Origin of the sequence: Marinobacter lacisalsi, from assembly GCF_042651045.1 — a bacterium.
Lineage (GTDB): Bacteria > Pseudomonadota > Gammaproteobacteria > Pseudomonadales > Oleiphilaceae > Marinobacter > Marinobacter lacisalsi.
Map to the genome: position 1 here is coordinate 295446 of NZ_JBHSDI010000001.1, position 12643 is coordinate 308088.

The window sequence follows — 12643 nt, forward strand, 5'->3', positions numbered from 1 at the left end:
GGGGGCTGTTCGGGGAGGTTTATTGGCAGGCTACCGCAGTAAGGTTGCCACCACTGACAACGACCCGGTCCACGTTGGGCAGGCCGGCGTTATTGGTAGCACGCAGGCTGATACGGTTCTCGCCCGCGCTGAGGTAGGCCGATACCGTGGCGGATTCCTCGTAGTTGGTCCACTCGCCGGTTGCCGGCAGGTTCACTTCCGTCACCCACTGGCCATTGATGTACAACGAAGCTGGCCGGTCTGAGGCGCCATTGGCAAAGCGGATTATCAGTTCGCGGCTGCCCGCACTGGCAGCGTTGACCGCCCAGTCAATGCCGGTACCGAACAGGTTGTCGGTGTTGGCGTAGCCGGCACCGGTAAAGCCCGCGTGTTCGCTTTCCACCACACCGTCTACATTACAGAACCCGGCAGCGTTTTCCTCCAGCGCCAGGGGTTCCGCAACACTGTCACCCTGGCCGACCGGGGCCAGGAAACATGCCTTGACGACGCCACGAACCGGATCACCGAACACATCATTGGTGCATTGGGTGCCGCCGGTAAGGGTCCGACGGACGTACTGGCCATCGGCGCCATAGATCACCTCACGGGTACCTGAGAACTCACAGACACTGCCTTCGTCGGCACAGAACACCGGCTCGCCGGAGGATCCCGGGGAATCCTGGCCTCCGGAGTCATTACTGTCATCGCTATCCTGACCAGAACCGGACGACGATCCCAGGTAAAGTTCCATCTCTGCAATCCGGGGAGGGGCAACGGCGTCGAGGATTTCCAGGCTCACTTTGTAGATATCCTGGGTATCCAGTCCCGAGACCACGGTTTCCGAACCGAGACGGTTGCCGGAGGCCAGTACCTCGCCGCTATCGTGGTTGACCAGCTGCCAGGACCGGGTGGCGTCGTTCAACTCCCGGATAACCACGGTGTTGAAGGGTGCCATACGTTTCACCGAAATGCGCTCGCCAGTGGCCGAAGCCGGCTGCCAGTAGCTGTCCGGATCACCATCGTTGACGTTACCGTAGCTGGAACCATTACCCTTGCTGCTGCCGTCTGCACCGGCGTCCAGGGCCAGGTTATCGCCGGTACCATCACCACCCGGGTCCTGAGGGTCGCTTGGCTGACCGGGTTGTTCCGGTTCCGAAGGCTCGGTGGGGTCGGGCTGCTCCGGGTCTGGCGTGGGCGGCTCCGGTTCAGGGTCCGGTACCGTGACCTGGCAGGACCCGTCGGAGGTTCTCAGGCCTTTGCCGGCACCGGCTGTAGCCACCACGATATCCCGCACACAGGCAAGATTATCCAGCTGATAGCGGTACGGTGGCTGATACTGGACGGTGGAGGTCATTGCATCGCCGGCTACCGGACCACTGTTGTCATCCCAATAGACCCCGTCCAGGAAGTTGTCCTGTAAGTCCCAGAAACCGATCTCGTCGCTGTAGAAGGACACCACCGGGTTCTTGCTGCTTTCAAAATGGTTGTTTTCGATCCTCAGGCGGGCGCCCATGCGGCTGTTGATACCGGAATCGATCACGGTGTAATAGTAGTTGTTGAACAGGTGACCCTCGCCAAACCGGAACAGGGGGGCGCGAGAGTTCACATTTTCCCACCGGTTGTGGTGGAAGGTGATAAAGCGGCGGCCCTCATCACTGTCGCTGGAGCCATGGAGACTGGCTTTCCAGCTGTCGTGGAGGTAGTTGTAGGAAATCGTGATGTACTCCGAGCCGCGCTTGGTGTCCAGCAGACCGTCATAATGGTCTTTGCCCACGTCCAGTGAGGCATAGAGTTCGTTGTGGTCAATCCAGATGTTGGTGCTTTCCCCTTCGATGCCAATGGCATCCTTGTCGCCGGTATCCACCTCATGGATCACCAGGTTGCGCACAATCACGTTGTGGGCACGATTCAGCTTGATACCAATACCATCAAACTCGGCACCACCCGGCGCGCCGATAATGGTCACGTTGCGGGTATCCTTGACGTCGATCTTGGACTCGCCAGTGTTCTCCGGCGTAATGCGGCCATTCACCACAATGGTGAGGGGCGTATCGTCGCCGCGCTTGTCCTTGAGCACCTGGTAAAGCTCGGCCCCGGTAGTGACGGTAAGAGTTTCGCCGCCGGCACCGCCCGTTGTGCCACCATTAAGCGAGGCAAAGCCTATCGGACTGTCGGCGGCCATGGTCGCGCTGGTCGCCAGGACGAGCGCTGTGGCCAGCAGGGTGTTGCGTAGGGGTAGGTTCATGTCGACCTCCTGTTGTCGATCATTTTTGGAACTGTGTAGGAATACTGTGAATACTGCGAGGGGCTGGCAGGAATCAATCGACGGCTGGCTGATGCTATTCCTGAATAGCGCCAGTCTCGAATGGTACGTTGCGCAACGGGTAAGTCAGAGGAACTGGTTCACTGCGTCGGAATCTGGTTGCAAAAGGGAACCAGAGTAAAAACAAGCCTGTGCGGAGTTATCAACAGGCACTCAGCGGACATGCAGGGGAAAGTCCGTCCTGAATGTGAACATAGTTAGATTAAATGACTTGGCACATTGATTATTTTGTGTCGGCGCTTTAGTTTCAGTGATAGTTAACAAAAACAATGGCTCCGGTAACCTACCTTCACGTCTGGCGGGGGTGACACACCATTGCGACAGCGACCTTTCTATCGAGGTGGACCGGCGCTCTATGTCTCTGAAAGACCGGAGATGCAATGCCCATCCTGCTGAGACCGGCTCGGCAGGAGACCCGGGCCTGTCGTATTCTGCGCACTTCGCATGTAGGCGAGCACATTATGATTCAGGATTTTGATACGTTTAAGGCGGAGCTGAGGCTGTCCAAGGAAGAAATCTGTCGCGAGCTGTTCCAGGAAAATACAGACCGCATCCGTATAAAAAAGGAGTCCACGGCGACCCGCAACCTGGCCCGGATTATTGATTCCACACTGCGGCTGGCTAATTTCAAGGGCTTTCACGCGATGACGCTCAGGGATCTGTGCGCCGATTCCGGGCTCAGTATGGGCGGCCTTTATGCCTATATCCGCAATAAGGACGACCTTATTCATCTGATCCAGAGCCACGGGTTCAAGCTGACCCGCCGGACGGTTCTGCATTACATACAGGGTATCGATAATCCGGTTGAAAAGCTGTCACAGGCCATAAGGGCTCATGTCTATCTGAGCGAGATAATCCGGCCCTGGTTCTACTTTTCGTTTATGGAAGCAAAGAGCCTTCCCCCTGTCGAGAAACAGAATGCCATTGCCACGGAAAGGGAGATTGAGACAATCTTCTGCAATATCGTTACCGAAGGTATTGAGAAGGAGGTCTTCCAGGACATCAACCCCAGGCTGCTCTCGGCACTCATCAAGGCAATGATGCAGGACTGGTACCTTAAACGCCGCAAGTACCGCGATTACGGGGTCTCTGTTGAGGCTTTTGCGGATCAGGTCCGTGCGTTGCTGCTGTCCTATCTGCTTCCTGCCGGGCAGGAGCAGGGGATCACGCCATTAAAGATTGCCGAACCCTTGTCGACGTCCTGAGCCCTGACTGCTCGGACGGAGACCACAAAAAAGCCCCGGGAGGTTCAACCTGCCGGGGCTTTTTTAGTAGCTAGTGTCCCATCTGGCTAATTTCTTAACCTACAAGGAATTAGCCAGACGGGACACTAAACACTACACATCAAGGTTTGTCACTTCCAGAGCATTAGTCTGGATGAAGTTCCGTCGGGGTTCCACATCGTCGCCCATCAAGGTCGTAAAGATCTGATCCGCCGCAAAGGCGTCTTCGATCGTTACCTTCATCATACGGCGGGACTCCGGGTCCATGGTGGTTTCCCACAGCTGTTCCGGATTCATTTCACCCAGCCCCTTGTAGCGGGAAATATTGAGACCTCGCTGGGCTTCTTTCATCAGCCACTCAAGGGCGCCCTCAAAACTCAGGACAGCCTGCTTGCGCTCACCGCGCTGCACATAGGCGCCTTTTTCGATCAGACCATCCAGGGTTTCCCCGAGTCTCGCAATCGCTTTATAGGATGACGATTCGAAGAAGTCATGGCTGAACACGTGGGTGTATGGGATGCCATGCACGTGGATGGTTACCTTGGGCAGGAACAGGTTACGTTCAGCGTCTCTTTCCACCGAGAAGCTGTACTTGGTTCCGGTTTTCGTATCCAGGGCAAGGCCTTCACCCAACCGTCCGACCCAGCGGGTAACCGCCTCCTCCGACGACAAATCCTCCGGGCTCAGGGTGCTGTTATCCACCATCTGCTTCAGAACCATCTGTGGATAGGCCCGTGACAGACGCTCGATCATGGCCATTACCGCCTGGTAGTCCTTGACCATGGTTTCCAGAGCGGAGTCCTTGATCGCAGGTGCTTCCGGGTTTACGAACAGCTGTGCGCTCTCCAGGGCACTCTGGGTCAGGTAGGCGACCTTGGCTTTCTCGTCCTTCAGGTACTGCTCCTGCTTGCCACGCTTCACCTTGTACAGCGGGGGCATGGCAATAAACACATGGCCCCGTTCAATAATTTCACGCATCTGACGGAACAGGAAGGTCAGCAGCAGGGTGCGGATGTGGGAACCGTCAACGTCGGCATCCGTCATGATGATGATGGAGTGATAGCGCAGCTTTTCCGGGTCAAACTCTTCGCGGCCGATGCCGCAACCAAGCGCGGTGATCAGGGTGCCCACTTCCACGGACGACAGCATCTTGTCGAACCGGGCCTTTTCCACGTTCAGGATCTTGCCTTTCAGCGGCAGAATGGCCTGCGTGCGACGGTCACGGCCTTGCTTGGCAGAACCACCGGCTGAATCGCCCTCCACTATGAACAGTTCGGATAGCGCCGGGTCTTTCTCCTGGCAGTCCGCAAGCTTACCCGGCAGTCCCGCGATATCCAGTGCGCCCTTGCGGCGGGTCATGTCCCTCGCCTTGCGGGCGGCTTCTCGGGCGCGGGCAGCCTCAATCATCTTGTTGACGATGGCTTTGGCCTCGTTCGGCTGCTCCTGCAGGTAATCGGAGAAGCTTTGGTAGAGCTCTTGCTCAACCGCGGTTTTGACCTCGGATGAGACCAGCTTGTCCTTGGTCTGGGAGGAGAACTTCGGATCAGGTACCTTCACGCTGACAATCGCCGTGAGGCCTTCCCGGGCGTCATCACCGGAGGTGTTGACCTTGGACTTCTTGCCCAGGCCTTCATGCTCGATGTAGTTGTTCAGCGAGCGGGTCAGGGCGGCCCGGAAGCCGGCCAGGTGGGTGCCACCATCACGCTGGGGAATGTTGTTGGTGAAGGTATAGATGTTTTCCTGGAAGGCGTCATTCCATTGCATGGCGACTTCCACGGCAATGCCGTCTTCCCGCTCGGTGTTGAAATGGAACACGCGGTTCAGCGGGGTCTTGTTCTGATTCAGGTGTTCAACAAAGGCCCGCAGACCGCCTTCGTATTCAAAGACATCCTCTTTCCCGCTGCGCTCGTCCTGCAGCCGGATACGAACACCGGAGTTCAAGAAGGCCAGTTCCCTGAGACGCTTGGCCAGTATGTCGTAGTGAAACTCGATACTGGTGAAGGTGTCCGGCGAGGGAATAAAGTGAACTTCGGTACCACTACGATCCGTATCACCCACCGCATCGAGGGGCTTGTTAGGTACACCGTGGCTGTAGGTCTGCTCGTAGACCTTGTTGTCTCGGCGGATAGTCAGCTTGAGCGTAGAGGACAGGGCGTTGACGACAGAAACCCCCACGCCGTGGAGGCCACCCGAGACCTTGTAGGAGTTGTCATCGAATTTGCCGCCGGCGTGCAGCACAGTCATGATCACTTCGGCCGCTGAAACACCTTCGCCTTCGTGGAGATCAACGGGAATGCCCCGCCCGTTGTCCCGGACGGTGACGGATTCGTCAGCATGGATCACCACGCCGATCTCAGAGCAGTAGCCCGCCAACGCTTCATCAATGGAGTTATCCACCAGTTCGAATACCATGTGATGCAGGCCGGTGCCGTCGTCGGTATCGCCGATATACATGCCAGGGCGTTTACGTACGGCATCCAGGCCTTTAAGAACCTTGATACTGGAGGAGTTGTAACTCTGTTCGCTCATTCGGACGCTCCTGAAGCGCTGGTTTGTTCTTCCGTTAGTCGCCCATGTTCCACGTGGAACATTTTGTGTTCCGGGGGCGGACTCTCCCAAAGCTCGCTGGGATCGGGTCTTTCAATGGATGTCAAAAATACCTGGCTGCCAAGCCGGGTCAACCTCTCGGCCAGCAACCGCCGATGACTGTGGTCCAATTCCGCGTTGATATCGTCAAGCAGGAAGGTGACCTGTTTTGAGTGCCCGGCAAGCACTTCACCCTGAGTGAGCTTCATCAGAATCACCAGGGTTTTCTGCTGGCCACGGGAAAAGATCTCGGCCACTGCCCGCCCATGATAACGGAGCCTGACGTCGGCCCTGTTCGGCCCGTACAAGGTATGCCCGACTTTGCGTTCCTGGTCCCGGTGTTCGACCAAGGTCTCCGCCAATCCCCTTTTTCGGTCCCAGCCAGGGTAGTAATCCACCCTCAGAGAGTCGGCCCACTCTCCGTGGACATCGGACAAAGTTGTCCGTAATTGTGACTCGAAATCCCGGAAAACGGATTGCCTTAACCGATCGACCTGCTCTGACAGTTCAACGAACTGCCTGTCCCACACCTGCAGCAGATGATCATCTATTGTACCACTTCTGAGCAACTGATTGCGCTGGGATATACTGCGCTGGCATTGATGCCAGAGGGCGCCGAAAGAAGGTTCCACGTGGAACACCAACCAGTCCAGAAACTGCCGCCGTTTGCCGGGACCCCCGGCCACGATATCAAAAACACCAGGGTCGATAACCGACACCGGAAACAGCGAGGCCAGAACCGACAGACTGTAGACGTTTTCACCATCCACCCGAAGCCGGGTTTCCTGGCTCTGGATATCCCTTGAAAACCCCAGTCTGGAAATGCCGACATCGGCGCCGTCGTGACGGGACATCGGCTGCACCTGACCAAAAATGACGAACCGTTGCTTCCCTTCCTGGCAAACCACCTTGTGCCGATGCTGACGAAAAGAGCGCCCCAACCCAAGATAGGCGATTGCCTCGAGCAAGCTGGTTTTGCCACTGCCATTAGCGCCGTAGATCAGGTTGACCGAGGGCGAGAAGCGCAGGGAAGCAGGGGACAGATTACGGAAACTCTCGGTCTGGAGGGACAGCAGGGCCATCAGTGCAGCATGGTCAGACGATCATCCATAAACACGTCCATCTCCGGGGCCAGGATATGAACATAACGATCGAAATACAGGAATTGTTTGAGCAACAGGGCAAACTCACGGGGGAAATGAAGTCCATGGTCTTCGCCGATACGAACGACCTCCATGAGTATATTGTTCACTTCATCGTCCGTATCATCGCCCTGCAGCGGTGACGCAGCCCCCTCAGGGACCATTCCATCCATGCTCTGATAAAGATTGCGCAGGTCACGTGCCAGTGCGGAGACCTCAACCGACTCGCGGGTAATACCGATACGAACCATGGCGTCCGCCATACTTTCAAAATTACCTGCCATCACTGCACCAATAAAATTGGATACCGCCTGCCAGGTCTCCGGACGAATGCGACCCACAATGCCGAAGTCAATGAAGCCGATACGGCCATCGTCAAGAACCATAAGGTTGCCGGCATGAACATCCGCGTGGAAGAACTCACACTGCGTGAGGCTCGCAAACCAGGTGTTCATGGCAGTGATCAGAGTACGTTCAGGGTCATTGGTCACTCGACGGATAGTCTCAAGGTCGGTGAGTGACACCCCATGGAAACGCTCCATGGTCAGCACCCGGCGGGTACTGAATTCATGATGGACACGGGGTACCACCACATCCTCGTTATGGGTATCCAGGAGGAACTGGCGGAACGTATCCAGGTTCCTTGCTTCCTGGATGAAATCGCACTCTTCCATCATGGTCTGCTGGATTTCCTCAACAATACCGGACAGCGACGTCCAGGAGAGCTTCGGCGCAAGCATTTCCACAACACGGGATGACAGATACAGAAAGTTCAGGTCAGTGAGAAGAACGGTCTCCACCCCCGGCTTCTGAACCTTGATCACCACTTCCTCACCAGTGACCAATGTGGCCGTGTGAACCTGGGCGATAGAGGCTGACGCCAGGGCGACAGGATCGATCTCCCGATAGACCTCCTCAAGCGGGCGGCCAAGCTCCTCCCGAAGAATGCGGCGAATGTCGGAATACGGAATACTCGGCGTCCGGTCCAGGCAGCCCTGGAACTCATCCACATACTCACGGGGGAAGAAAGTAGGGGAGCTCGCAATAAACTGGCCCAGCTTGATGTAGGTTGCCCCGAGTGACTCGAACGTCTCCCGCAGCATCCGGGGCGCCGGAGGCCTGTGCCCCCGCACCCAACCCAGGCCGGTACGACCAAGAACCGTGATGGTCTGACCAATCCGTAAGGCCCCCTTGAGCCCCTGGCTTACCGTTACCCGTGCCATAAGATTCTCCTTTCAGATAACGACAGTTCCAGCGCACAGGAACTGCAACCCGAATCGCACGATCCTACAACCTCATGGGCATGACCACGTACAGACTGCGGGTTTCGGCATCCGACTCGATCAGCGCGCTGCTGTTGGGATTGGAAAGCGTGATTCGCACCTGATCATCATCAAGCGCATTCATGACATCCACAAGATACCCCACATTAAACCCGATCTGCAGCTCATCGCCCTGATAATCCACTGCCAGCGCATCTTCCGCCTGTTCCTGGTCCGGGTTGTTGGCAAACACTTCCAGCTTGCCGGACGACAGATGAAGACGAACACCGCGGATATTTTCATGGGACAGGATACCGGCCCGCTGGAGGGTATTCTTAAGGGTAGAGCGGTCGGCCAGTACCACCTTGTCGCCACCCCGGGGAATAACGCGGTTATAGTCCGGGAACTTACCTTCAATCAACTTGGAGGTAAATGTGTAGGATCCTACCGTTACCCTGAGATGGTTGTCACCAATTACCAGCGTTGCCGGATTCTCCACATCATCCAGCAAGCGGGTCAGTTCCAGCACCCCCTTACGGGGAACAATCACCTGACGGACATCGTCAACACCGGTGCTCATGTCGAAATGAGCCATGGCCAGCCTGTGGCCATCGGTTGCCACGGTACGCAGGTAGTCCGGGGCCACCTCCAGCAGCAGACCATTCAGGTAGTACCGAACATCCTGCTGGGCCATGGCAAACGCGGTGGCATCCAGCATCCGGCCAAGTTCCTTTTGCGGTACATCGAGTCGGATACTGGCCTCTTCGTCCTCCACATTGGGAAAGTGCTGGGCCGGTAACGTGGACAGAGTGAAATGACTGGCACCGCAACGAAGATGAAGCCGGTCACCTTCCAGGGCCAGCTCGATTGGCGCCTCATCCCCCAGGGCCCGACAGATATCGGAAAGCTTGCGGGCCGGAACAGTGATTTCACCAGGCTGATCCACATGAACCGGCGACACCCGGGCAACCAACTCCACTTCCATATTGGTACCGGTCAGCGTCAGATGGTTATCCTCAGCCACCAACAAGACGTTGGACAGCACGGGCATGGTCTGTTTCCGCTCTACCACACCGGCTATGGACTGTAGCGGTATGAGCAGGGATTCTCGGCTGATAGTCAGTTTCATGTCACTCGACGTTCCTGTGGATGATTTCTTGTCGGTTTCCGGGCGTCAGCTGGTCAGCAAACGCATGAAATTCTGGTAGTCCTCCCGGATACCGGGATCACTTTCCTGTAGTTCGACAATCTTCTTGCAGGCATGCAGTACTGTCGTGTGGTCCCGACCGCCAAAGGCATCGCCGATTTCCGGCAGGCTGTGGTTGGTCAGTTCCTTGGACAGTGCCATTGCCATCTGCCTGGGTCGCGTTACCGTGCGGGTACGTCGCTTGGACAGAAGATCCGATACCTTGATCTTGTAGTACTCCGCCACCGTACGCTGGATGTTATCCATGCTGACCTGCTTCTCATGCAGTGCCAGCAGGTCTTTCAGGCTTTCACGTATAAACGGGGGCGTTATCTCGGAGCCGGTAAAGTGGGCATTGGCGATAACCAGCCGCAGGGCCCCTTCAAGCTCCCGTACGTTGGAGCGGATTTTCTGGGCAATGAAGAAGGCCGCCTCGCTGCTCAGGCGGACATTGGCCTGCTCCGCTTTCTTCATCAGGATGGCAACCCGCGTCTCCAGCTCGGGAGGCTCAACCATGACCGTCAGCCCCCAACCGAAGCGGGACTTCAGCCGCTCCTCCATATCGGTGATTTCCTTGGGGAAGCGGTCACAGGTAACGATAACCTGCTGGCCACCCTCCAACAAGGCGTTGAAGGTGTGGAAAAACTCCTCCTGGGACCGTTCCTTGCGCGCAAAGAACTGGATGTCATCGATCAGCAACGCATCCACCGACCGGTAATACCGCTTGAATTCACTGATGGCGTTGAGTTGCAAAGCCTTGACCATGTCAGCCACAAACCGCTCCGAACGGAGATAGGCAACCTTGGCATTGGGATTACGAGCCACGATCTCATTGCCAATGGCATGCATCAGGTGGGTCTTGCCCAGCCCCACGCCACCATAAAGAAACAGCGGATTGTAGGAACCACCGGGGTTTTCGGCCACCTGCATCGAGGCTGCCCGGGCCAACTGGTTGGATTTGCCTTCCACAAAGGTATCGAACGTAAAACCTTCATTAAGGAAGGACTGGTGTTTGACGTCCCCTTCCACCTGCACGGAAGAACGCCTGGACCCGGCCGACGCAGGTACCGAGGCAGCGACGCCTTTTTCCTCTTCCGTAACGCGACCAGTCTCGTCGGTATCCGGGACCGGCGCCCGCTTGCGTGGGCTTAAACCGGATGCGCTGTTGCCATTGCTACGGCGATGGGCTTCCGTGGTAGCGGATCTTGTCCCTTCGCTGGCCGGTTGCGCAGGCCGGGATGCCGAGCCCACCTTCATGTTGACCCTGGGCGCGTGCCCCCCCTCCAGGTCCTTGATGACTTCTTCTATACGGCGCAGGTACTTCTGGTTGACCCAATCCATCACAAACCGGTTGGGAGCAAACAGCACCAGATAGCCCTCACTCAATTCTGGCTGAAGGGGCCGAAGCCAGGTATTGAACTGTTGCGCCGGAAACTCATCCCGGAGTACTTCAAGGCACTGATGCCAGATCTGCTGCGGCACGTCCGCTTGCCTCCGATACTGATGAAATAGGATTGGGCCTCACCAACCTGTCAGGTGACAGGCTACAAGACAGGAAATTCTACCCCCCACTGGCCTTGAGGAAAAGCCTGAAAGAGGAACCAATGAACAGCCTGTGGAAACAATTTTCCTTTTTTTTCAAATTTTTACAGTTTTACACACACCCTTGTGTACAGAAAATCCGCAAAATAAAGTTATCCACAGATCGCTGTCAGCAAGCTGTCAGCAACCCTGTTCACGAAGCCTTGATCAATCCGGGACAACTGCCCTGTTTTGCGAAATCCCGACTTGTCCCCATTTCCTGCATACGCTATCCACAGCCCTTATCCGACCTTCACCACAATCTTGCCAACGTGATAGTCCATTGATTTTAAATGCTAAAAGAACGATATCCACAGATTCACCGGTGCCTAATAACAGTAATAAATAGAAAAGATTTAAAAGAATAATAAAACCCTGTTTATGTTATTACGCTTACGCTCACACCACCGTCCGAAGCTCCTCATCCGGCCATCCTCCGCGCTGCATCAGAAATCATTGAAATCACCCCCTGATTTGCTTAGAATGCCGCACCTGTTTTGACTGTTCATTTTGCAGCCAGCCACCTGGCGCAAACCATCTCACGATCAACGAGAGCGTAATCATGAAAAGAACGTTTCAACCAAGCGTACTGAAGCGTAAGCGCGTCCACGGTTTCCGTGCCCGTATGGCCACCGCCAACGGCCGCAAGGTAATCTCACGCCGTCGTGCCAAGGGCCGCGCACGCCTGTCAGCCTGATACGGATTGCAGCGTGGGGGATCACTCGTTTCCCAAAACGTCCCGTTTACTGCGCCCGGCGGATTATTCCGGCGTATTCGACGACGTTCAGATCAGAGTCCCCCACCGGCACTTCCTGATTCTGGCATCGCCCAATAGTCTTGGGCGTCCCAGACTTGGCCTGATCTTCTCGAAGCGGAACCTGAAACACGCTGTCCAGCGCAACCGTGTCAAACGGGTGGTTCGAGAAACGTTTCGCCATCGCACTGACCTTGGATCGCTGGACATTGTTGTTCTCGGACGGCAAAACCTGGCGACACAGAACAATCAGGCACTGCACCAGGCCCTGGATGCCATCTGGCGGAAACTGGCCGGAAAATACCGGGCGTCTGAAACCGGTAACGGCCCTTCAGGATAGGCACTATGCGATCTCTCCTGGTAGTTCCCATCCATGTCTATCGCTACGCCATCAGCCCGATGATGGCCAGCCATTGTCGTCATATTCCAAGCTGCTCAGCCTACGCACTGGAAGCCATCGATACTCATGGCGCCCTGCGCGGTTCATGGCTTGCAGCACGACGCCTGTCCCGTTGTCATCCCTGGGGAACCCACGGATACGATCCGGTACCCGGTACTGACCGGTCAGATACCCGAGCAAAAGCCAACCAAACTGCAGACTAAGTTT

10 protein-coding genes are annotated in these 12643 nt (G+C 56.3%); 4 read left to right on the forward strand and 6 right to left on the reverse strand.

Annotation, left to right across the window (positions count from 1 at the left end; translation table 11 throughout):
• Positions 1-19: 19 nt before the first annotated feature.
• The gene (locus tag ACFOZ5_RS01395; protein WP_379884922.1) at positions 20-2224 is read right to left on the reverse strand and encodes a pectate lyase family protein; all 2205 of its coding nucleotides are present in this window, start codon (positions 2222-2224) and stop codon (positions 20-22) included.
• A gap of 539 nt (positions 2225-2763) precedes the next feature.
• On the opposite strand from ACFOZ5_RS01395, the gene ACFOZ5_RS01400 reads away from it, so the two are divergent.
• Positions 2764-3507, forward strand: a complete 744-nt coding sequence (locus ACFOZ5_RS01400; protein WP_379884924.1) for a TetR/AcrR family transcriptional regulator — start codon at positions 2764-2766, stop codon at positions 3505-3507.
• Positions 3508-3639: 132 nt separating this feature from the next.
• Here ACFOZ5_RS01400 and gyrB read toward each other — a convergent pair whose 3' ends face one another.
• The 5 genes from gyrB to dnaA all read right to left on the reverse strand — a co-directional run bounded on the left by gyrB (position 3640) and on the right by dnaA (position 11183).
• The gene (gene gyrB, locus ACFOZ5_RS01405) at positions 3640-6054 is read right to left on the reverse strand and encodes a DNA topoisomerase (ATP-hydrolyzing) subunit B (RefSeq protein ID WP_379884926.1); all 2415 of its coding nucleotides are present in this window, start codon (positions 6052-6054) and stop codon (positions 3640-3642) included.
• The gene (gene recF / locus ACFOZ5_RS01410; RefSeq protein ID WP_379884928.1) at positions 6051-7193 is read right to left on the reverse strand and encodes a DNA replication/repair protein RecF; all 1143 of its coding nucleotides are present in this window, start codon (positions 7191-7193) and stop codon (positions 6051-6053) included. The genes gyrB and recF overlap by 4 nt, the downstream gene beginning before the upstream one ends.
• Positions 7193-8476, reverse strand: a complete 1284-nt coding sequence (locus tag ACFOZ5_RS01415) for an ABC1 kinase family protein (RefSeq protein ID WP_379884930.1) — start codon at positions 8474-8476, stop codon at positions 7193-7195. Before ACFOZ5_RS01415 ends, recF begins: the two co-directional genes overlap by 1 nt.
• Before the next feature lie 64 nt (positions 8477-8540).
• Positions 8541-9644 carry a DNA polymerase III subunit beta gene (dnaN, locus tag ACFOZ5_RS01420; RefSeq protein ID WP_379884931.1) on the reverse strand — a complete coding sequence of 368 codons (1104 nt, stop codon included), beginning with the start codon at positions 9642-9644 and terminating at the stop codon, positions 8541-8543.
• A gap of 45 nt (positions 9645-9689) precedes the next feature.
• On the reverse strand, positions 9690-11183 hold the full coding sequence (gene dnaA, locus ACFOZ5_RS01425) for a chromosomal replication initiator protein DnaA (protein ID WP_379884932.1): 1494 nt from the start codon (positions 11181-11183) through the stop codon (positions 9690-9692).
• 661 nt (positions 11184-11844) lie between these two features.
• Between dnaA and rpmH the strand changes: the two genes are divergently transcribed.
• The 3 genes from rpmH to yidD are packed head-to-tail and all read left to right on the forward strand — an operon-like array spanning position 11845 to position 12639.
• Complete coding sequence (rpmH, locus tag ACFOZ5_RS01430) at positions 11845-11979, forward strand: 50S ribosomal protein L34 (RefSeq protein ID WP_008172542.1); 135 nt, start codon at positions 11845-11847, stop codon at positions 11977-11979.
• Positions 11980-11992: 13 nt separating this feature from the next.
• Positions 11993-12376: a ribonuclease P protein component gene (gene rnpA, locus ACFOZ5_RS01435; protein ID WP_379884934.1), complete on the forward strand. Its 384-nt coding sequence runs from the start codon at positions 11993-11995 to the stop codon at positions 12374-12376.
• A gap of 5 nt (positions 12377-12381) precedes the next feature.
• On the forward strand, positions 12382-12639 hold the full coding sequence (gene yidD / locus ACFOZ5_RS01440) for a membrane protein insertion efficiency factor YidD (protein WP_189572434.1): 258 nt from the start codon (positions 12382-12384) through the stop codon (positions 12637-12639).
• The last annotated feature ends 4 nt before the right edge of the window (positions 12640-12643 follow it).